Origin of the sequence: Brachybacterium endophyticum (assembly GCF_003130585.1) — a bacterium.
Classification (GTDB): Bacteria; Actinomycetota; Actinomycetes; order Actinomycetales; family Dermabacteraceae; genus Brachybacterium; species Brachybacterium endophyticum.
This window is the reverse complement of sequence record NZ_QFKX01000002.1, coordinates 530,337-549,531: the sequence shown is the minus strand read 5'-3', so window position 1 is coordinate 549,531 and position 19,195 is coordinate 530,337. Positions and strand designations below refer to the sequence as shown.

General features: G+C 71.3%; 19 protein-coding genes, 1 pseudogene and 1 riboswitch. Of the genes and pseudogenes, 3 read left to right on the top strand and 17 right to left on the bottom strand.

What is annotated here, in order from left to right; translation table 11 throughout:
* Window positions 1–33 precede the first annotated feature (33 nt).
* The 3 genes from DEO23_RS06855 to DEO23_RS06840 all read right to left on the bottom strand — a co-directional run bounded on the left by DEO23_RS06855 (window position 34) and on the right by DEO23_RS06840 (window position 3,699).
* On the bottom strand, window positions 34–942 hold the full coding sequence (locus DEO23_RS06855) for an ABC transporter permease (protein WP_109275248.1): 909 nt from the start codon (window positions 940–942) through the stop codon (window positions 34–36).
* The gene (locus DEO23_RS06850) at window positions 939–2,225 is read right to left on the bottom strand and encodes a quaternary amine ABC transporter ATP-binding protein (RefSeq protein WP_109275247.1); all 1,287 of its coding nucleotides are present in this window, start codon (window positions 2,223–2,225) and stop codon (window positions 939–941) included. The genes DEO23_RS06855 and DEO23_RS06850 overlap by 4 nt, the downstream gene beginning before the upstream one ends.
* 862 nt (window positions 2,226–3,087) lie before the next feature.
* Window positions 3,088–3,699, bottom strand: a complete 612-nt coding sequence (locus DEO23_RS06840; RefSeq protein WP_109275245.1) for a LysE/ArgO family amino acid transporter — start codon at window positions 3,697–3,699, stop codon at window positions 3,088–3,090.
* A 70-nt stretch (window positions 3,700–3,769) separates the two neighbouring features.
* Between DEO23_RS06840 and DEO23_RS06835 the strand changes: the two genes are divergently transcribed.
* Genes DEO23_RS06835 through DEO23_RS06830 form a run of 3 tightly spaced genes read left to right on the top strand, consistent with a single transcriptional unit; the run spans window position 3,770 to window position 6,098 of the window.
* Window positions 3,770–4,447, top strand: coding sequence for an ArgP/LysG family DNA-binding transcriptional regulator (locus DEO23_RS06835; RefSeq protein WP_240613262.1), 678 nt, complete (start codon window positions 3,770–3,772; stop codon window positions 4,445–4,447).
* 34 nt (window positions 4,448–4,481) lie between these two features.
* Entirely contained in the window at window positions 4,482–4,742 is a 261-nt protein-coding gene (locus tag DEO23_RS16350; RefSeq protein WP_240613261.1) for an ArgP/LysG family DNA-binding transcriptional regulator, read from the top strand.
* A 9-nt stretch (window positions 4,743–4,751) separates the two neighbouring features.
* Window positions 4,752–6,098, top strand: a complete 1,347-nt coding sequence (locus DEO23_RS06830; RefSeq protein ID WP_109275244.1) for a M20/M25/M40 family metallo-hydrolase — start codon at window positions 4,752–4,754, stop codon at window positions 6,096–6,098.
* 68 nt (window positions 6,099–6,166) lie between these two features.
* Here DEO23_RS06830 and crcB read toward each other — a convergent pair whose 3' ends face one another.
* The 14 genes and pseudogenes from crcB to DEO23_RS06770 form a co-directional block, all read right to left on the bottom strand.
* Window positions 6,167–6,544: a fluoride efflux transporter CrcB gene (crcB, locus tag DEO23_RS06825; protein ID WP_109275243.1), complete on the bottom strand. Its 378-nt coding sequence runs from the start codon at window positions 6,542–6,544 to the stop codon at window positions 6,167–6,169.
* Window positions 6,541–7,023, bottom strand: a complete 483-nt coding sequence (locus DEO23_RS06820; RefSeq protein ID WP_109275242.1) for a CrcB family protein — start codon at window positions 7,021–7,023, stop codon at window positions 6,541–6,543. The genes crcB and DEO23_RS06820 overlap by 4 nt, the downstream gene beginning before the upstream one ends.
* A gap of 114 nt (window positions 7,024–7,137) precedes the next feature.
* On the bottom strand, window positions 7,138–7,785 hold the full coding sequence (locus tag DEO23_RS06815) for a TetR/AcrR family transcriptional regulator (RefSeq protein ID WP_109275241.1): 648 nt from the start codon (window positions 7,783–7,785) through the stop codon (window positions 7,138–7,140).
* A 118-nt stretch (window positions 7,786–7,903) separates the two neighbouring features.
* On the bottom strand, window positions 7,904–8,740 hold the full coding sequence (gene thiD, locus DEO23_RS06810) for a bifunctional hydroxymethylpyrimidine kinase/phosphomethylpyrimidine kinase (protein WP_205678887.1): 837 nt from the start codon (window positions 8,738–8,740) through the stop codon (window positions 7,904–7,906).
* 29 nt (window positions 8,741–8,769) lie between these two features.
* Window positions 8,770–8,909: riboswitch (TPP riboswitch) on the bottom strand.
* Between the two features lie 285 nt (window positions 8,910–9,194).
* Complete coding sequence (locus DEO23_RS06805; protein ID WP_109275240.1) at window positions 9,195–9,407, bottom strand: CsbD family protein; 213 nt, start codon at window positions 9,405–9,407, stop codon at window positions 9,195–9,197.
* Window positions 9,408–9,792: 385 nt separating this feature from the next.
* Window positions 9,793–9,996: a cold-shock protein gene (locus DEO23_RS06800; RefSeq protein ID WP_109275239.1), complete on the bottom strand. Its 204-nt coding sequence runs from the start codon at window positions 9,994–9,996 to the stop codon at window positions 9,793–9,795.
* Window positions 9,997–10,416: 420 nt separating this feature from the next.
* The gene (locus DEO23_RS06795; RefSeq protein WP_109275238.1) at window positions 10,417–11,793 is read right to left on the bottom strand and encodes an NAD-dependent succinate-semialdehyde dehydrogenase; all 1,377 of its coding nucleotides are present in this window, start codon (window positions 11,791–11,793) and stop codon (window positions 10,417–10,419) included.
* 12 nt (window positions 11,794–11,805) lie between these two features.
* Window positions 11,806–13,080 carry an ectoine hydrolase gene (doeA, locus tag DEO23_RS06790; RefSeq protein ID WP_109275237.1) on the bottom strand — a complete coding sequence of 425 codons (1,275 nt, stop codon included), beginning with the start codon at window positions 13,078–13,080 and terminating at the stop codon, window positions 11,806–11,808.
* Window positions 13,080–14,348 (bottom strand): aspartate aminotransferase family protein, encoded by a 1,269-nt coding sequence (locus tag DEO23_RS06785; RefSeq protein WP_109275236.1) that lies wholly within the window; start codon window positions 14,346–14,348, stop codon window positions 13,080–13,082. The genes doeA and DEO23_RS06785 overlap by 1 nt, the downstream gene beginning before the upstream one ends.
* Window positions 14,349–14,981: 633 nt before the next feature.
* Window positions 14,982–15,749 (bottom strand): MBL fold metallo-hydrolase, encoded by a 768-nt coding sequence (locus DEO23_RS06780; RefSeq protein ID WP_165831755.1) that lies wholly within the window; start codon window positions 15,747–15,749, stop codon window positions 14,982–14,984.
* 62 nt (window positions 15,750–15,811) lie between these two features.
* Entirely contained in the window at window positions 15,812–17,557 is a 1,746-nt protein-coding gene (gene ilvD / locus DEO23_RS06775; protein ID WP_109275626.1) for a dihydroxy-acid dehydratase, read from the bottom strand.
* A gap of 102 nt (window positions 17,558–17,659) precedes the next feature.
* Window positions 17,660–18,334: pseudogene (locus DEO23_RS16555) on the bottom strand (acyltransferase family protein); the annotation flags it as partial.
* The gene (locus DEO23_RS16075; RefSeq protein ID WP_165831754.1) at window positions 18,307–18,450 is read right to left on the bottom strand and encodes a hypothetical protein; all 144 of its coding nucleotides are present in this window, start codon (window positions 18,448–18,450) and stop codon (window positions 18,307–18,309) included. The pseudogene DEO23_RS16555 and the gene DEO23_RS16075, both read right to left, overlap by 28 nt.
* On the bottom strand, window positions 18,447–19,085 hold the full coding sequence (locus DEO23_RS06770) for a DedA family protein (RefSeq protein WP_240613259.1): 639 nt from the start codon (window positions 19,083–19,085) through the stop codon (window positions 18,447–18,449). The genes DEO23_RS16075 and DEO23_RS06770 overlap by 4 nt, the downstream gene beginning before the upstream one ends.
* Between the last annotated feature and the right edge of the window lie 110 nt (window positions 19,086–19,195).

Genomic DNA, 19,195 nt, shown 5'->3' with positions numbered 1-19,195 from the left:
GGGCGGGAGCGGCCGGGGCGGCCGGGGCGCCGGTCAGCCGTCGGCCGCGGCGCGCTTGCGCCGACGGCGGCGCACCAGGGCGACGAGCGAACCCGGGTACTGGCTGGGGGCACCGAGCGCTGCGGTGAGCCGGTCGAGGAAGACGGCGAGGAAGACCACGGAGAGTCCCGCCTCGACGCCGAGCGGCAGGTCGAGGCTGGAGATCGCCTCGACGACCTCCTTGCCCAGGCCGGGTGCGCCGATCATGCCGGCGATCACGCCCATCGACAGCGCGAGCATGATCACCTGGTTGACGCCCGCCATGATGGTCGGCACCGCCAGCGGCAGCTGGATGCCGCGCAGGATCTGCCACGGGGTCGCCCCGAAGGCCTCACCCGCCTCGACCGTCTCGGTGTCGACCTGGCGGATGCCGAGCTCGGTCATGCGCACCCCGGGAGGGAGGGCGAAGATGATGGTCGCGACCATGCCGGGGACGACGCCGATCGAGAACATGGTGACGGCGGGGATGAGGTAGACGAAGGCGGGCATCGTCTGCATGAAGTCCAGGATCGGGCGCACGATCGCACTGACGGTCCGGCTGCGGGCTGCGAGCACGCCCAGGGGGATTGCGATCACGACGGCGATCACGGTGGCCACCAGCACCAGCGCGGTCGTCTCCATCATGTGCACCCACTGCCCCATGGAGAGCACAAGCAGGAACATCACGGCGGTGCCGAGGGCGAACTTCCAGGAGCGCAGCACCCAGGCCAGCAGCACGCAGATCACGATCAGGGCGACCGGGGCGATCGCGGTCAGACCGAAGGTGAGGTTCTCGACCAGGAAACTGAAGACGGCCTTGATCAGGTCGAACAGCCAGGAGACGTTCTCGGTCAGCCAGTCGATGAAGGACTGGACCCAGTCACCGATCGGGATGGCGGGCACGAGGCTCTCGTCGGGGTTCATCGGCCCTCCTCCCCTGTGGTGGTCACGTCGTGGTCAGGGGCGCGGTGCGTCTGCCCGCTGCCGTCAGGGGGTGGTGGCGCCGCGACGCTCCCCGGGGATGTCTCCTCCTGATGGACACCGGCGGCGGTCAGCAGCGTGACCCGGGGGACGACCCCGGCGAAGTGCCCCTCCTCGTCCACGACGACGAGCGGGCTGCGGTGCCGGGCCGAGGGCGCGAAGAGCTCGGCGATCGGGGCGTCCTCACGGACGACGGGCATCTCGTGCACGTCCGACCAGGGCAGCTCGTCGCGCCCGGCGCTGACCGCGTCGGCGACGTCGTCCTCCCACAGCACGCCGGCCGGCGTCTGGTCGCGGTTCAGCACCACGAGCCACGGGTTCTGGGTCTCGCGCATCAGCTTGTGCGCAGTGCGCGGACCCTGTGCGGCGCCGAGGACCTCGGCGGGCTTCTCGAGGATCGCGCCGGCGGTGAGCACGCGGCTGCGGTCGACGTCCTGGATGAAGCGGGCGACGTAGTCGTTGGCGGGCTCGTTGAGGATCTCCTCGCTCGTGCCCACCTGGACGATGCGGCCGTCGCGCATCATCGCGATGCGATCGCCCAAACGCATGGCCTCGTTGAGGTCGTGGGTGATGAACAGGATCGTCTTCTCCAGGCGCTGCTGGAGGTCCACGAGCTGGTCCTGCATGTCGCGGCGGATCAGAGGGTCCAGCGCGCTGAAGGCCTCGTCCATCAGCAGGATGTCCGTCCCGGCGGCGAGCGCGCGGGCAAGTCCCACGCGCTGCTGCATGCCGCCGGAGAGCGCCGAGGGCGGGTACCCGCCCCAGCCCGTGAGTCCGACCATCTCCAGGGCGGTGCGCGCCTTCTCCTCGCGCTCGCTGCGGCCGACGCCGCTGATCTCCAGGCCGTAGGCGGCGTTCTCGCCGACCGTCCGGTGGGGCAGCAGTGCGAAGTGCTGGAAGACCATGGAGATCCGTTCGCGGCGGACCTGGCGCTCCTGCTTGGCGCTCATCGAGAAGAGGTCCTGCCCGCCGATCTCGAGACTGCCCGCGGTGGCGGGGAGCAGACCGTTGACCATGCGGATCAGCGTGGACTTGCCCGATCCGGACAGCCCCATCACCACGAAGATCTCTCCGGGCTCGACGTCGAAGGACGCGTCGATGACGGCAGCGGTCAAGCCCTCCTCGCGCAACTGGTCGCGGGTGGCGCCCGCGCGCAGGGCATCGACGCCCCGCTGCGGGCGGCGCCCGAAGATCTTGTGGAGACCGTCTGCGGAGATGACGGGCATTCTTGCTCCCTCGTGTCGACGTCGGACAGGGCTGAGTCGCTCACAGCCGAAGACTGCGATGGCGCACCTCTGCGCTCCGCATCGGAAGCGATTTCCGGCTCGGTTCTGTTTCTCTATCATCGCCGCCTGACCTGGGCTTCTCAATCACGTTCGGTCCGAGGGCGTCGGCAGGGGCCCCTTCCGGCACCTTCTCGGAACCCGCTTCCCACCCCTCCGCAGGCTCTTCTCCCGATGGTCGTTCCTTCCGTGCGACCAGCACGGTCAGCTGCTTTTCCGGAGATTTCCGTCATCGCCTGCCAAAGCCATGCGTAACGCTTCCGTCACGATTCGCGCGTGTCCGCTCCGAGGCCTCGTACCCGCCCCTTCTCCGGCGATCTCAGGCTCCGGGGCCGACCTCGGCGAGGGCCCAGGAGCCGGTCGTCGGACGCCGACCGCATGCAGGGTGGGAGAATCACTGGCAGCTCGAGGCCCCCGCCGACATCGTGTCCCGCGCGCCGGCCCACCCCCCACCGTGGATCCACCGGACGGAGCCGGCCATGACCCTTCCCATCGCGCTCGCGGTCGCCGCGATCGTCATCATCTGCGCGACCGATGTGATCGCCCCGCGCCTGCGCACCGACCGCCGCCCCGCTGATCCTCGTGGGCACCCGACAAGATCGAGACGCTGCGGGTCCTCGAGGCGCAGCGCAAGGCCCTGCTGGATGCGCGCGACGACGGGCTCTTCGATCCCGAGATGGTCGAGCACGTGCTCTCCACGCTCGATGCCGAGCAGATCTCGGTGGAGCTGCGGGGCGGGCCGCACGGCTGACGCGCAGGGCCCCTGCCGGCTGACGGGGCACTCATCCGCCGGTCGAAGGGGCGCTCACCCTCCGGTCAGGAGCATCACCGCGACCACCAGCATCGTCACCGCGACGAGCCCGTCGAGCACGCGCCAGGCGCGAGGGCCAGAGAGCAGGCCACCGAGACCGCGTGCGCCGAAGCCCAGCGCCGAGAACCACAGCGCACTGCCGGCGATCGCACCGAGGGCGAACGCCCACCGCCCGGTCCCGTGGGTCGCCGCGACGGACCCCAGCAGCAGCACGGTGTCGAGGTACACGTGGGGGTTGAGCCAGGTGAGGGCGAGCGCGGCGAGGGAGACTCGCACCACTCCGCCTCCCCGGTCCGAGACGGTCCCCGTCTCCAGCGACTCGCCCGTCGGCCGCAGGGCCCTGCGAGCGGCCAGGAGCGCATAGCCGACGAGGAACGCCGCGCCCGCCCAGCGGACGACATGCACGAGCTGCGGCTCCTGCTCCACGAGCAGACCGAGTCCTCCCGCTCCGGCGCTGATCAGCACCATGTCCGAGAGCGTGCACACCACCACGACCGCGAGCACGTGCTGACGCCGCAAGCCTTGGCGCAGGACGAAGACGTTCTGCGAGCCGATGGCGACGATCAGGGCGAGGCCGGTGAGAAGACCGTGGAGCGGAGCGGGCATCCCTCGACGCTAGAACCTCCGCTCGATGAAGCACCAGCAAGGATGCCTGACGCAGATTTAGCATCTCTTCATGAACGTCGATCCGGTTCTCGCGCGCACACTGGCCGCCGTGGTGGACGAGGGCTCCCTCGAGGCCGCCTCCCGTGCCCTGCACCTCACGCCCTCGGCCGTCAGCCAGCGGGTGCGGCTGCTGGAACAGACGCTGGGCCGACGGCTCCTCGTCCGCTCGCGTCCGGTGCGTGCCACGGAGGCCGGTCAGGCCGTGATCCGCTTCGCTCGATGCCACGCCCTGATCGAGGCGGAGGCGCAGGAGGCGCTCGGCCTCGAGGACGAGGGGCACGCGCCGCGGATCGCGATCGCGGTGAACTCGGACTCGTCCGCGACCTGGTTCATCGCTCCGCTCGCCTCCTTCGTCGCCGAGCACGACGTCCAGGTCGAGATCCTGCGGGAGGACCAGGACGCCACCGCGCAGCTGCTGGAGAGCGGGGCCGCCATGGCCGCCGTGACCTCCTCCGCGCTGGCCTCGCCCGGCTGCTCCGTGGCGGCGCTGGGGAGCCTGGTGTACGAGGCCGTGGCCTCCCCGATCTGGTGGGAGAGATGGGTCCGTGACGTCGAGGAGGGGGACCCCACCGCACCGGCGACGTCCGGAGGCTCGTCCTCGCCGGCCGGTCCCGCCCCGTCGAAGGGGGGGGTCGCCGTCACCCGAGATCCTCAGCAGAGCCCCACGCATCGACTTCGACCGCTCTGACCGGTTGCAGGAGACGTGGCTGCGGTCCCGCGGCGTGGACGCCTCGGTGGCGCCCCGCCACCTGGTCCCCTCCACGCATGACCTCGGGAGCGCAGTCGAGGCGGGGATCGGCTGGGCGATGATGCCTCTGCAGCAGTCCGTGCCGCTGCGCGAGGAGGGCCGGGTGCTGCCGCTCGGTGGGGAGGAGGTCTCGACGCCCCTGTACTGGCAGGCCTGGCGGACCCCGCCCGATCTGCTGCGTGCGCTCGGCGAGGAGGTCCAGGCTGCTGCCCGCCGGGAGCTGCGTGCGGCATAGGGTGGCCGCATGTCTCTCTCCGACACCACCGCCGACCAGCTCGAACTCGTGCAGGAGGAGGCCGTGCGGATCACGAGAGATCTGATCCGCATCGACACCAGCAACTACGGCCGCAACGAAGGGCCCGGCGAGCGCGAGGCGGCCGAGTACGTGGTCTCCCAGCTGCGCGAGGTCGGGTACGAGCCGGAGATCATCGAGTCCGAGCCCGGACGCGCGAGCGTCGTGCTGCGCATCCCCGGCGCGGACCGTGAGCGGGGTGGGCTCGTGATCCACGGGCACCTCGACGTCGTGCCCGCCGACGCCGCGGACTGGAGCGTGGATCCCTTCGCCGCAGAGATCCGCGACGGGGTGCTCTACGGTCGCGGCGCCGTGGACATGAAGGACATGGACGGGATGATCCTGGCGATGGTCCGCCACCTGGCGCGCACCGGCCAGAAGCCGCCGCGGGACCTGGTGATCGTGATGTTCGCCGACGAGGAGGCCGGTGGCGTCCTGGGCTCGCGCTGGCTCGTCGAGCACCGGCCGGAGATCTTCGAGGGGTGCACGGAGGCGATCAGCGAGGTGGGCGGCTACTCGATCACCGTGCCGCAGAAGGACGCCGGGCGCGACGTGCGCGCCTACCTGCTGCAGACCGCGGAGAAGGGCTACGCCTGGATGCGTCTGCGCGCCCACGGCCGCGCGGGCCACGGGTCGGTCCCCAACGACGAGAGCGCGATCGTGCGGTTGTCCCGGGCGATCTCCGCGATCGACGAGCACGTGTTCCCCTACGAGTACATCGCGAGCGTGCGGACCCTGTTCGACCGTGTCGGCGAGATCTCCGGGACGGAGTGGGAGGAGAGCGACCCCGCAGCCTTCCTGCCGATGCTGGGTGGAGCGAGGCAGTTCGTCTCCGGCACCCTCTCGGACACCGCGAACGCGACCACCCTGCGCGCCGGGTACAAGGGCAACGTCATCCCCCAGACGGCCGAGGCGGAGCTGGACTGCCGGTTCCTGCCCGGCCACCGGGACGAGCTGCTGGCGCTCATCGACGAGCTCTCCGGGCCCGACGTCGAGATGATCGTCGACACCATCGGCATCGCCCTCGACGCCCCCGACGACACCCCCTTCGTCGACGCGATGCACCGCGCGATCCTCGCCGAGGACCCCGGCGCCGAGCTGCTCCCCTACTGCCTCAGCGGCGGCACCGACAACAAGCAGCTCGCCCAGCTGGGCATCACGGGCTACGGCTTCGCCCCGCTGCAGCTGCCCGCCGACCTCGACTTCGCGCCCCTGTTCCACGGCATCGACGAGCGCGTGCCCGTGGACGCGATCCGCTTCGGCGCCCGGGTGCTGCTGCGACTGGTCGCCGACTGCTGACGGCGACCGGGTGTTCGGGCACGGGCACGGCCGCCGGCCACCGGCCGTCGGGCTGCCTCGGCGCGCTCTCAGAGTGCCGCGCCGAGGACCAGCCCGAGCGTCGCGGCTGCGGAGCCCACCACCAGGGTGCCCAGCAGGTTGCCCAGGGCTAGGACCATGCGCCGCTGCTGCAGCAGTCGCACCGTCTCGACGCTGGCCGTGGAGGACGTCGTGTACCCGCCGAGGAACCCGGCTCCGAGGACGAGCTGGAGCTCGGGCGTGAGGAGCTGCGCTCCGAGCATCCCGGTGACCAGGCCCAGCAGCAGGGAGCCACTGATGTTGATCAGGATGGTCCCCCACGGCATCGCCGAGGAGACCCGGGACCGCACCAGCCCGTCGAGGACGAACCGAGCGACCGCGCCGACGCCGCCGGCGAGGCTGAGCAGGATGAAGACGGCGACGCTCATCGAGCACCCCCTGCCCGGCGGCGGGAGGCGAGCAGGACGCCGGCGAACGCGAAGAGCACGCCGAGCACGACGCTGAGCAGGGCGAAGGCGAGGGCACGGCCGACGGTGCCGTCGGCCAGCAGCTGCTGGGTCGCCAGCGAGAGCGCGCTGTAGGAGGTGAAACCGCCCATCAGGCCCGTGCCCAGCAGCAGGCGCAGGGAGCGGCGGGGACCCGTGTCGGGCCCGCGGCGCGCGAGGGACTCCAGGAGCACGCCGAGCAGCAGCGCGCCGACGAGATTGATGCAAGACAGGGCGATCGGGAATCCGCCGACCTCGGGGACGACCAGGGTCAGTCCCTCGCGTGCCGCCGTCCCGAGCGTCCCTCCGAGCAGGACGAGCGCGAGGGCACCGGCCTGCAGGTGGAGGGGGCGCACGGGCCGCTGCGGGAGCCGCTCCGCGCGAGCGGCCTGCTCGTCGCCGGTCCGGCCGGATGTCGTCATGGCGGTCTCCTGTCCCGTCGAGGCCCACCACAGGGAGAGCACCTGCCCGGGCGCGTCACGCTGGAGCGGACAGGGCCCATTGTCGGTCATCGGGACGGGCCGCGATTCGCGGGGTCAGGAGGTGGTGGCGGGAGTTCCCCAGGCGGCCTTCAAGCGGTCGACGTGGCCCGCCAGGATCGCGGCCATGTCGACCGTGGGGTCGATCAGCCACTGCAGCTGCAGCCCGTCCATGAGCGCGACCGTCTCGCGCGCGATGGACTCCACCGGGGCGTCCTCGCGCACGTCACCGTTGGCCTGATCGGCGATCAAGCCGCTGCGCAGGGTCTGCATGACGTTCTCGAAGTGCTCGACCATCCAGCCGTGCGCCGGATGGTCGGCCTGGGTGGCCTCACCGGTGACCGTGACGTAGAGCAGAACGATCTGGCGGCGCCCCATGTTCAGCCCGGCCACCCGCACCAGATGGTCGAAGGATGCCCAGGGTGCCGACCCCTCCGGCGGGCGCGGGTCACTGTCCACCGCGTCACGGTGGGCGAGGACCGCCGTCAGCAGGTCCCTCTTGGAGGGGAAGTGGTGGGCCAGGCCCGAGGGCGAGATCCCTGCGCCCTCCGCGACCTGCGCCATCGACGTCGCGGCGAAACCCTGGTGGGCGATCAGGTCGACGGCGGTGCGCAGCGCCTGGTCCCGCACGATCGCGGAATCCTGTCCGCGCGGCCGCCCCGGGGGCCTGCGCCGCGTGCGGCCGTGCTCCGTCGTCGCGCTCACGTGCGCCCCTCTCCTCCGTGCGCCGACGAGCCGAGGTCGGCCGGTGCCGCCCCGGGCGCTGGACGCGCCCCGTCAACAATGGTTGATGGCCACTATTACACGGCGGGGCGTCGCACGGTCAGCGATCGATCCCGGCGGCTTCCCAGAGGGCATGGAAGTGGTGCAGGGGGCCGTGTCCTCGGCCGACGTCCAGCCGGTCGCTCGCCGCCAGCGCATCGTGGAGATACGCCTTGCCCTCGCGCACCGCATCTACGGCGCTGCGCTGCGGGAGCAGGGCGGCGATCGCGGCGGAGAGCGTGCACCCGGTGCCGTGGTCGTTGGTCGTCGCGATGCGGGGAGCGGGCAGCTCGAGGATCCCCTCGGGCCCGCACAGCAGGTCGGTGCTGGTGGCGGAGCCGTCGAGGTGACCGCCCTTGAGCAGCACCCTGCTCGGACCGAGCTCGAGCAGAGCCGGCGCACGGCGGCGCATCTCCGAGAGGTCCCAGTCGGGCTCCTCCCCGAGCAGCACCGCTGCCTCCGGGAGGTTCGGCGTGATGATGCTCGAGCGCGGCACCAGCAGATCGCGCACGGCGTCGACGGCGTCCTCGTCCAGGAGGCGGTCCCCGCTCTTGGCGACCATCACCGGGTCCAGTACCACGCGGTCCGCGCCGTGGTGGGCGAGCCTGTCGGCGATCACCTCGGCGATCCCCGCGTTCGCGACCATGCCGATCTTCACGGCGTCCACGCGCACGTCCTCGAAGACCGCGTCGATCTGCTCCCCGACGAACTCGGGATCCATCGCCCGCACGCCGCGCACGCCCTGGGTGTTCTGGGCGACCACTGCCGTGACCACGGCCATCGCGAAGGCGCCCTGGGCGCTGATGGCCTTGAGATCGGCCTGGATCCCGGCTCCGCCCGTGGGGTCGGTGCCCGCGATCGACAGGATGTTCGGGATGGGGTGGGCGCTGGTGCTCACGATGCCTCTTCCACGCGGCCGGCGGGGAGGGCTCACAGGAGATCCGTCCCTGCGCCGGCATGATCCGGATCAGGTGCTCAGGGTCTCCACGCCGTCCGAGACCGCGCCCGGCGCGACCATCTGACCAGTGGATTCTCAGCCCCTTGCCGGGACTCCCCTCGGTCCGTTCACGGTAGCAGGGCGGGCTGCGCGGGCGGGTGGGGCGGGTGGGTGGGGCGTCGACCGGGCGGGGGTGAGCCAGGTGGGGGGGGGGCAGGGCGTCAGGATGGGGGCGGGGCCCGCCGACAGCAGGCCCGTCGGTGGCCCAGCCCGTCGACAGCCGATCCTCTGGCGGCCCGTCGGCCCACGGAAGCCCCTCGGACAGTTCCGTAGCAAGAACGTCGGTTCTCGCTACGGAACTGTCCTATAGAGGGCGGGCGCGGGCCCAACCGGGGTGAACGGGGCCCCGTGCGGCTTACTCCCCGCTGTCCTTCTTACCGGTGAGTCCGCTGATCGCGCCCTTGACGCTGTCCTTGACGTCCTGGGCCTTCTCCTGGAAGCCGGCGCGGGTCTGCTGGGCCTTGCCCTCGCTCTCGGCCTCCTTGTCACCGGTCAGCTTGCCCAGGCCCTCCTTGGCCTGACCGCCCAGCTTGTCGGCCTTGTTCTCGAACTTCTCGTCCGCACTCATCTGGTGCCTCCTTCGCTGTCGGTTCATGACGTCGTGCACCCTCGAGTATAGGAGGCCGGGGTCACACCGGCGCGCCTGGGATACGCCGAACGCGGGCGGGGCGCCGCGGGTGGGCGCGCCCGCCGCGGGTGGGCGGGCCCCAGCGTGAGCGTGCCCGCCGCGGGTGCGCGCGTCCGCCGCAGGTGGGCGGGGCCCTGCGTGGGCGCGCCCGCCACGCATGAACGTGCCCGTCGAACGTCGACGCGACCACCGCACACACCCCCCACACAGAGACGCGCCCCGCCGTCCACCACGAGGGTGGGCGACGGGGCGCGCTGCACGCTATGCGTGCGACTCCCGGAGCGAGGGGTGCGGGGCGGACCCGCTCCTCAGCTCAGGAGGAGGTTCAGACCGACTGGATGTTGGTCGCGGTCAGGCCGCGATCCGTGCGCTCGGTGTCGAAGGAGACCTTCTGGTCCTCCTCGAGGTTGCGGTAGCCGGAGCCGGCGATGTTGCTGAAGTGGGCGAAGACGTCGGCCGAGCCGTCGTCGGGGGCGATGAAGCCGTACCCCTTCTCGGAGTTGAACCACTTCACGGTGCCTGTAGTCATGCAGTCTTTCCTTCGGTGTGCAGAGGGCAGATGCCCCCTGTGCGGTCGCGACGAGATTTCCGCCGCGCGCCCCCATCGACGATTCCGGTGGGACCGGTCCGCGATGGGGAGTTGGTGGGGATGGGCGCTGGGCCCATCCGAGTGGGCTGCCGGTGCGAGGCGGCGATCCTGGCGAGGATCTGCGTCGCTACGGTCGGTGCAGGGGTGCGGGTGCTGCGAGTGAAGATTCCTGACGTTCGGCCGTGCGCATCGGAGCGCTTGTGGTTCGAGCGTACCTGATGGCAGCCGATCGCACGAGAGTTTTGTGGGACGAAGTGCGCGCCTCCCCGGGGAGGTCCCCCAGGAAGGCGCGCACGCCGCCTACGCGGCGTCTCCGCGCCGTCTCTCGCCGCTCGAGGACAGCTCGAGGGCCGCTCGAGGTCAGCTCGTCGCGGGGCCCACCCACACCTGCTGGGCGTTGACGAACTCGCGGATCCCGTGGGGGCCGAGCTCGCGGCCGTAGCCCGAGCGCTTGATGCCGCCCGAGGGCAGGCGCGGGTCGGTCTTGACGATCCCGTTGACGCTCACCTGACCTGCCTCGATGCGCCGGGCCAGGTCGACGCCGCGGGAGGCCTCGGTCCAGATCGAGGAGCCGAGGCCGTAGGGGGTGTCGTTGGCGATCGCGATGGCGTCCTCGGCGTCCTCGGCGGCGACCACCACGGCCACCGGACCGAAGGTCTCCTCGGTGCACGCGGTCATCCCGGGCTTCACGTCGGTCAGCAGCGTGACCGGGTAGAAGTAGCCCTCCCCCGCAGGCATCTCGCCGCCCAGCATCAGGCTCGCCCCCGCCTCGACGGAGGCGGTGACCTGCCGGTGCAGGTTCTCCCGCAGCTCCTCACGGGCGATCGGACCCACCTGGGTGGTGTCCTCGCGCGGATCGCCGACGGTGAGCGCCGCGAGCCGCGCCCTGAGCAGCTCGACGAACTCGTCGTGCACCGAGCGCTCGACGATCACGCGCTTGGCGGCGATGCACGACTGCCCGGCGTTGATGATCCGTGAGAGCGCCGAGACCTCCGCGGCCTTCTCGAGGTCCGCGTCGGCCAGGACGATGCACGGGTCCGAGCCTCCCAGCTCGAGCACGGCCGGCTTGATCTCGCTCGCGGCGATGGCGGCGACCTTCGCGCCGGCACGGTCCGAGCCCGTGAAGGAGACCGCGGCGATGCGCGGGTCGCGGATCGCCTGCTCGACGTCCTCGGTCCGCGCCTGCAGGGTCTGGAAGATCCCCTCCGGGGCGCCGACGGCGCGGAACACCTCCTCGATCGCCGCCGCGCAGCCGGGAACGTGCGGGTCGTGCTTCATCACGCAGGTGTTGCCGGCCATCAGCGCGGGTGCCGCGAAGCGGAACGCGATCCAGAACGGCGCGTTCCAGGGCAGCACACCCAGCACGGGTCCCAGCGGCAGGTGCTGGACGTAGGAGGAGGTGGCGTCCGAGGCGATGTGCTGGTCGGCCAGGTACTCCTCGGCGTGCTCGGCGTAGTGCTCGGCGGCCCAGGCGGCCTTGCCGACCTCTCCCCTGGCCTCGCCGATGGGCTTGCCCATCTCCTCGGTCATCAGCGGCGCGAGCTCCTCGACGTGCTCGCGCATGTACGCGGCGACGGCGCTCAGGACCTCGGCGCGTTCGGCGAAACTCGTCTCCTTCCAGGACTCGTAGGCCTGCTCGGAACGGTCGATGATCTCGGTGATCTGCGCCGGCGTCGCGGCGGGCACCTCGCGCACGACGGTGCCGGTGGTGGGATCGATGGCAGTCAGAGTGGACATCTTCGTCTCCTCTCAGAGGGCCTGGGCGGCGGGGCCGACCGACCGGGCGGTGGCGTTCGCGGACGGAGCGACGGACCTCTCGGATCCGATGATCGGGATGTCGCCGTCGGCCGCGGACCCCGTCCCGCCGGGGTGGACGGTGAAGTCCTCGGGGGCGTGGAAGAAGGACTCGCAGCCGTCGGCGGTGATGCGAACGGTGTCGGAGATCCCGCAGGTCTTGTCGCCGTCCACACCCCACATCCACGGGATCAGGTGGAAGGTCATGCCCTCCTCGAGCTCCCGCTGGTCCCCGCTCATCAGGGAGAGGATGTATCCCTCGTCCCAGCTGGGCGGGAAGGCGATCCCGATCGAATATCCGGCGCGGGTGACCAGGCGCGCGCCCACCGAGTTGTCCTCGATCACCGCACGTGTCAGTTCGTCGACGGCGGAGACCGTGACACCCGGCTTCATGAGGGAGCGCAGCTCCGCCAGGGCTTGCTTCATCGTCTCCTGAGCCTGGTGCATGGAGTCGGTGAGCTCGCCGTTGACCACGGTGCGCATGAGCGCCGCGTGGTAGCGGCGGTAGCAGCCACCGATCTCGAGGAACACGTGCTCACCGGGCTGGATGGTGCGCCCCTCCCAGGTGGCGTGCCCGATCATCGAGCGCGGCCCGGAGGTCACGTACGGCATCACCGCGGGGAACTCGCCGCCGGCGCGGAACATCGCCGAGGAGATCGCGGCGGCGACGTCGTTCTCGGTGTTCCCCGGGACCGCGACCTCCACGCCCGCGGCCCATCCGGCCTCGGCCGCGCGTGCGGCGCGACCCATCACCTCGATCTCGGCGGCGGACTTGCGGATCCGCCCCTCCTCGACGATGCCGAAGCAGTCCACGAGGCCGCGCCCGAAGGCATCGTGCATGCGGTCCTGCTGGTAGGCGGGGAAGTAGTAGCTGTTGCGCTCGAAGCCCACCGTCGCATCGCCCAGGCCGAGCTCCTTGAGCACGTCCACGAGCGAGGCGATCGCATCACCGGTGTCGGGGTAAGGCCTGGTGCGACCCACCCAGGTGCGATGGATGACGTTGGACTCCTCCATCGCACGGGTGACGAACACCGAGTCGTCCTCGAGCGGCACCACGAGCGCCTGGAAGAACGAGTACCCGGTGGTCTGGTAGTCCGTGAGGTACATGAGGTTCTCCGGATCGGAGATCACCACGGCGTCCAGTCCGCGCTCGGCCATCCGCTGCCGCAGCCCGTCGAGGCGGCGCTCGTACTCCTCGGGCGCGAACGTCATGTCGTCCCGGCGGCGCATCAGGCCACCACCGTCGTCGTCGCGGCCGCCTCGATCGCCTGCTCGAGCAGGTCGAGGCCTGCGTCGAGGTCGTCGTCGGGGATGGTCAGCGGCGGGATCAGCTTGACCACGCGCCCGTCCTGCCCGCAGGGGCCGATCAGCAGTCCGCGCTCGAAGCTCGCCTGCTGCACCTTCTTGGCGACGGCGCCGTCCATGGTGTCCAGCGCCTGCATCATGCCCTTGCCGCGCACCTCCCATCCGGCGTCGGGATGGGCGGCGGCGATCTTCTCGAGACGCTCGCGCATCACCTTCCCCTTGCGCGTGACCTCGGCCGTGAAGGAGTCGTCGGTGAAGTAGTCCAGGGCGACGGTGCCGGCGACGAAGGAGAGGCCCTGACCGCGGAAGGTGCCGGTGTGGGCGCCGGGCGACCAGTGGGCGTCGACCTCGGGCTTGTTGAGGTTCATCGCGATCGGGGTGCCGAAGCCGCCCAGGCCCTTGGCCAGCGTGATGATGTCCGGGTCCAGGTCCATGCCGTCGAAGGAGAAGTAGGAGCCGGTACGGCCGATGCCCGCCTGGATGTCGTCGAAGATCAGCAGCGCACCGACCTCACGGGCGAGGTCCTGGACCGAGCGCAGCCATTCGGCGCTGGCGACGTTGACGCCGCCCTCGGCCTGGACCGGTTCGACCAGGAAGGCCGCCGGCGCCGTGAGTCCGCTCGAGGTGTCCAGCAGGGCCTCGCGGTACTCGGAGATCGCGGTGTCCCCACCAGGTGCGGTCTCGAAGGGCAGGCGAATGATGTTGTCCAGCGGGACCCCGGCCCACTGCCGGAAGGCGTGGTTGGCGGTCGCGGCGAGCGAGCCCAGGGTCATCCCGTGGAAGCCGTGGCTGAAGGCGACGATCTCCCGCCGCCCGGTGGCGCGGCGGGCGAGCTTCATGGCCGCTTCGACGGCGTTCGACCCGGTGGGGCCCATGAACTGCATCTTGTGGTCCATGCCGCGGGGAGCGAGCACGACCTCCTGGAACTTGGAGACGAAGTCCCGCTTGGTGGTGGTGTACGTGTCGAGGCTGTGGGCCACCCCGTCATTGCTGATGAAGTCGATCAGCGCTTCTTTCATCTTCGGGTTGTTGTGCCCGAAGTTGAGCACTCCTGCCCCGCCGAAGAAATCGATGTAGGAGGTTCCGTCCTCGGAGACCTGGCGGGCATTGGAGGCCGTGGCGAACACGGTGGGGTAATTGCGGCAGTAGCCGCGGATCTCGGACTCATGATTCTCGAAGACTGCGGTGTCCATGGCGTGTGCCTCGCTTTCGGCGACGTGCGAGAGATGCCATCGTCCCGGACCACGGTGTCCGGGATCGACGAAGGCGGCCCCGAATCGAGAACCGCCTCATGACGCACCCTCAGCCCCCGGGATCACCCCCGTCAAGCCCCCACGCCGCCGTGACGTTCGCGTGACCTTTCGTCTCATGGGACGACCAGGGAAAACGCCCCGAAATCCGCGGGGGCGACACCCCGCGTGTCGACCCCTCGGACGGCGGTTCCGAGCCCCCTGCGAAAGCCGGGTCGTCACGCCCGTCCGCGGCCCCCGATGAGGGGCCTCGACGGCGCGGGCCGACGGGAGGCCCTCCCCGGGACTGCCGCGGCGAGTGCGCGGAAGAACGCATACGGACAGCACGGAATTCTCTTGGGGAGGAGGGTCGGCGCTTCAGGGCGGAACTATTTCGCGATAGGCCCGGGAACACCCGGGGAAAGGAAGTCCCGCTTCAGGCGTTCTGCAGGCCCGGCCCCTCGGGGAGAATCCCCGCGCATTCTCGTGCTGATTCCGCGGGGCTGTCACCGTGTTACTGCGGTGACTCTCCAGTGCTTCCCACCGGCTGCTGCGGCCCGCGTCCGCCGCCGCACGATCACGAGCGCCGCCCGACGGTCAGGAACGCTGCCGGACGATCTCGACCGCTGCCCGCGGGCTGCCGCGCCACGCGGGTCCATGACCCGGGAGGATCAGCTCGGCCGGCAGGGTGGTGAGCACCTCGAGCTGCTCGAGGGCCTGCTGGGGATCGTGGGCGAAGAACTCCGGGAGCATCTGCGGGCCGTGGAGTCGCGAGAGCGGGTGCCCTGTGACCAGGGCGTCGCCGGTCACGAGGACGCCCGGCTCCCGCAGCAGGTAGGCGGCGTGGCCGCGGGTGTGCCCGGCGACCAGCACGGGCTCCGGCGCGCCGGGGAGGTCGAGCATCCCGGTCGTGGGCAGCGCCGTCGCCCCCGTCAGGTGCACCGGTGTCGTTCCCCCGGAGCGCAGCACCATGGCCAGCCAGGACGGCATGTGCGGCAGGGTGAGGTTGCGCAGCACGTCGAGGGGTCCGGCTTGGTCGTGGACCTCCCCGTGGAGGTGGGGGATCTCGGCGGGGTGCGCGTGGACGGGGACGGCCCGGTGCCGCAGCAGTCCGGGGAGGGCCCCGACGTGATCGATGTGCCCGTGCGTGAGGAGAACGGCCCGCAGGCCAGCGATGCCGCCGGCGAGCGAGCGGACGTCGCCGGCGACCTGAGCGGCGTCCGCCGGATAGCCGGCGTCGATGAGGGTCAGCTCCCTCCCGTCGCGCAGCAGCACCCAGTTCGATCCGCGCCCCCGCGAGAAGAAGACGCCGTCGGCGACCTCCTGCAGGGCATCGATCCTGCGGCTGCTCCGACGTGTCAGCACTGCTCCGTCCTCCGTTCGGGTCGCTCCGGTCACGCCGCTCGCTCGGCTCCTCCGGGAATGCCTCAGTCGCCCAGGATCGCTCCCCGCGAGGCGGAGCCGACGAGCCGCACGTACTTCGCGAGCACGCCCTTGGTGAACTTGGGGGGCAGCGGCGCCCAGCCCTCGCGGCGGGCCTCGAGCTCCTCGGGATCCACGAGGACGTCGAGCTTGCCCGTGGCGACCTCGAGCCGGATGTGGTCGCCGTCGCGCACGAAGGCGATGGGGCCGCCGTCGACCGCCTCGGGGGCGATGTGACCCACGCAGAGCCCGGTGGTGCCGCCGGAGAAGCGACCGTCGGTCATCAGCAGCACGTCCTTGCCGAGCCCCGCCCCCTTGATGGCGGCGGTGATCGCGAGCATCTCGCGCATGCCGGGGCCTCCCTTGGGGCCCTCGTAGCGGATGACGACGACGTCCCCGTGGGTGATGGTGCCGTCGCGCAGGGCCTTCAGGGCGGCCTTCTCGCGCTCGAAGACCCGGGCGGTCCCCTCGAATACGTCGCCCTCGAAGCCGGCGGACTTCACGACGGCCCCCTCGGGCGCGAGGGTCCCGTGCAGGATGGTGATGCCGCCGGTGGGCGCGATCGGGTCCGAGGCCGGTCGGAGCACCGTGCCGTCGGGCTTCGGCGGGTCCAGCACCTCGAGGTTCTCGGCGACGGTGCGGCCGGTGACGGTGAGGCAGTCGCCGTCCAGGAGCCCCTCGTCCAGCAGGGTCTTCATGACCACCTGGATGCCGCCGACGTGGTCCACGTCGTTCATCACGTACTGCCCGTAGGGCTTGAGGTTCGCCAGGTGCGGGACCTTGGCGCCGATCCTCGCGAAGTCCTCGAGGGTGAGGTCGACGTCGACCTCGTGGGCGATCGCCATCAGGTGGAGCACGGCGTTCGTGGAGCCGCCGAAGGCCTGGACCACGGCGATGGCGTTCTCGAAGGCGGGCTTGGTCATGATGTCGCGGGTGGAGATGCCGGCCTTGAGCATCCCGACCACGGCCTCTCCGGCCCGGCGGGCATCGGCGTCCCGGCGGCGGTCGGCCGACGGCGGTGTCGCCGAGCCCGGGATCGACATGCCGATGGCCTCGGCGACCGTCGACATCGTGTTGGCGGTGTAGAAGCCGCCGCAGGCGCCCTCGCCCGGGCAGATCCGCCGCTCGATGTGGTCGGCGTCGGCCTGGCTCATGCGTCCGCGGGCCAGCGCTCCTGCGGCCTCGAAGCCGTCGATGATCGTGACGTCCTTGGACTCCCCGGTCGAGAGGTTCACATGGCCGGGCATGATGCTGCCGGCGTAGACGAAGGCGCTGGCCAGGTCCAGGCGGGCGGCGGCCATCAGCATCCCCGGCAGGGACTTGTCGCAGCCGGCCAGCAGCACGGACCCGTCGAGCCGCTCGGCGCTCATCACGGTCTCGACGCTGTCGGCGATGAGGTCGCGGGAGACCAGCGAGAAGTGCATGCCGTCGTGGCCCATCGAGATCCCGTCGGAGACGGAGATGGTGCCGAACTGCAGCGGGTACCCGCCGCCCGCGTGGACGCCCTCCTTCGCGGCGCGCGCGAGACGGTCCAGGGACAGGTTGCAGGGGGTGATCTCGTTCCAGGAGCTCGCGATGCCGATCTGCGGCTTCGCCCAGTCCTCGTCGCCCATCCCGACGGCGCGCAGCATGCCTCGCGAGACGATCGCATCGGGACCGTCGGTCACCTGGCGGCTGCGGGGCTTGATGTCGTGGGCGGGATCGCCGGAGTCATCGGACGGGGGCGCGGCAGCGGTTCCAGAGATGTCCATGGGGGCGAGCGTAGGCCCCATGGTCCGTGCTGTCAGCCGGCAGCCGACGTCGGCTCCTGTCGACGGCCGCCCCAGCAGCGGTCCGTCGCTGAGGGCCCGCAGTCGAGGGAGCAGCAGCGAGAGCAGGAGCGTCTGGGCGAGGCCGAGCAGGAGCAGCGCCGTGGTCGGCGGGTTCATCGCGGCGATGAGGTCCGCGGGGAACACCCCGGTGACGACGGTGACCACCAGCAGTCCGAGCGCTGCGATCGCGCCGAGCAGACGGGTCCTGGGCGCGAGGGCGTCGATCCGCCCCTCGGCCAGGAAGAACCCGAGCTGCTGGAGGGCCAGCCAGACGAAGGCGAGGTCGAGGTACCCCACCGCTTCGATGCCGCTCACCAGCCGCAGCGCGTCCACTCCGACGGCGCCCGTCACGAGCCCCACCAGCACCGGGACCGCGGCCCTGTCGTGGAGCGCGGCCATCGCGGGCAGCAGCGCCTGGGCCGCCAGGAAGACACCCAGGAACCACAGCGTCTCCCCGTAACGACGGCCGATCTCGTGCAGCAGGCCGGCGTCCGTGCCGCCCACCGCGAGCAGGGAGAGTCCGACGGCGACGGTCGCGACGGTGAGGCTTGCAGGCACCAGGAGCCGTCGCACCCGACCGGCGACGAAGCGCGCGGCCGTGCCGCCGCGAGCCTGCTGCCGACGGTAGGACAGCAGCCCGGCGAAGCCCCCGATCATGAAGAACAGCGGCAGCACCTGCAGCAGCCAGGTCAGCAGCGGGTACCAGGCACGCCCCACGGTGGAGTGTGGACGGGCACGAGCACGCAGAACAGCACCACCGCCGCCGCGACCAGCGCGATCAGAGCGCGCCCCGGGCGGCGGGCGCGGCGAGGTGCCTGCGTCGCTGCCGTCATGCGGTCAGTCTGCCCCATGGCCCGACGAAGGCGACCGCTGCCGGGGTCCCTCCGCGCCAGGCGCCCGAGCGGAGGTGACGACCGCCCGCGAGGCGGCGGGAGGATGCGGGGCCCCGTCGCGGCGGGTTCGGCCGGGCAACCGGCGTCGACTCCCCCGACGCACGGCGCCGCGAGGCGATCCGGTCGACCACGAGGCCGAGCGCGAGGGCGACGCCGGTGCCGATGACAGCGCTCAGCAGCGGCTGGTCGGCGAGCCACTGGCCGGCCAGGACACCCATCACCGCGTTGTAGGACGCCCAGATGACCCCGGAGAGGGCGCTGATGCGGAGGAAGCGTCGCCAGGGGAATCCGACCGCCCCGGCGGCGAGGTTCACGGCCACGCGCCCGACGGGGATGAAGCGGGCGGTGAGGAGGAAGGAGGCTCCCCGTCGCTCCAGTCCCTGCTGAGCGCGGTCGATCGACGCCGTCAGCCGCGGACCGCGCAGCCACCGGCCGCGGAGGGCGCCGAGGCGCCCTCCGATCGCGAAGGCGATGTTGTCACCGATCATGGCGCCCAGCGCCGCGACGGCGACCAGCAACAGCATCGTCGGCAGGGAACCGGCCGAGGCCGCCACGGCGACCGCCGAGACCAACACGATCTCGCTCGGACCGGAGGGAAGAAGCCGTCGACGATCGCCACGGCGAGCATGATGAGAGGGAGCCACGGCGAGGCCGCGGCCTGCAGAATGAAGTCGTTAATCATGTC

Excerpts from the sequence above, each read along its gene's own strand:
- DEO23_RS06855 (WP_109275248.1), bottom strand. The coding sequence starts at position 942 with ATGAACCCCGACGAGAGCCTCGTGCCCGCCATCCCGATCGGTGACTGG.
- DEO23_RS06850 (WP_109275247.1), bottom strand. The coding sequence starts at position 2,225 with ATGCCCGTCATCTCCGCAGACGGTCTCCACAAGATCTTCGGGCGCCGC.
- DEO23_RS06840 (WP_109275245.1), bottom strand. The coding sequence starts at position 3,699 with ATGCCCGCTCCGCTCCACGGTCTTCTCACCGGCCTCGCCCTGATCGTC.
- DEO23_RS06835 (WP_240613262.1), top strand. The coding sequence starts at position 3,770 with ATGAACGTCGATCCGGTTCTCGCGCGCACACTGGCCGCCGTGGTGGAC.
- DEO23_RS06830 (WP_109275244.1), top strand. The coding sequence starts at position 4,752 with ATGTCTCTCTCCGACACCACCGCCGACCAGCTCGAACTCGTGCAGGAG.
- crcB (WP_109275243.1), bottom strand. The coding sequence starts at position 6,544 with ATGAGCGTCGCCGTCTTCATCCTGCTCAGCCTCGCCGGCGGCGTCGGC.
- DEO23_RS06820 (WP_109275242.1), bottom strand. The coding sequence starts at position 7,023 with ATGACGACATCCGGCCGGACCGGCGACGAGCAGGCCGCTCGCGCGGAG.
- DEO23_RS06805 (WP_109275240.1), bottom strand. The coding sequence starts at position 9,407 with ATGAGTGCGGACGAGAAGTTCGAGAACAAGGCCGACAAGCTGGGCGGT.
- DEO23_RS06800 (WP_109275239.1), bottom strand. The coding sequence starts at position 9,996 with ATGACTACAGGCACCGTGAAGTGGTTCAACTCCGAGAAGGGGTACGGC.
- DEO23_RS06795 (WP_109275238.1), bottom strand. The coding sequence starts at position 11,793 with ATGTCCACTCTGACTGCCATCGATCCCACCACCGGCACCGTCGTGCGC.
- doeA (WP_109275237.1), bottom strand. The coding sequence starts at position 13,080 with ATGCGCCGCCGGGACGACATGACGTTCGCGCCCGAGGAGTACGAGCGC.
- DEO23_RS06785 (WP_109275236.1), bottom strand. The coding sequence starts at position 14,348 with ATGGACACCGCAGTCTTCGAGAATCATGAGTCCGAGATCCGCGGCTAC.
- ilvD (WP_109275626.1), bottom strand. The coding sequence starts at position 17,557 with ATGGACATCTCTGGAACCGCTGCCGCGCCCCCGTCCGATGACTCCGGC.
- DEO23_RS16075 (WP_165831754.1), bottom strand. The coding sequence starts at position 18,450 with ATGACGGCAGCGACGCAGGCACCTCGCCGCGCCCGCCGCCCGGGGCGC.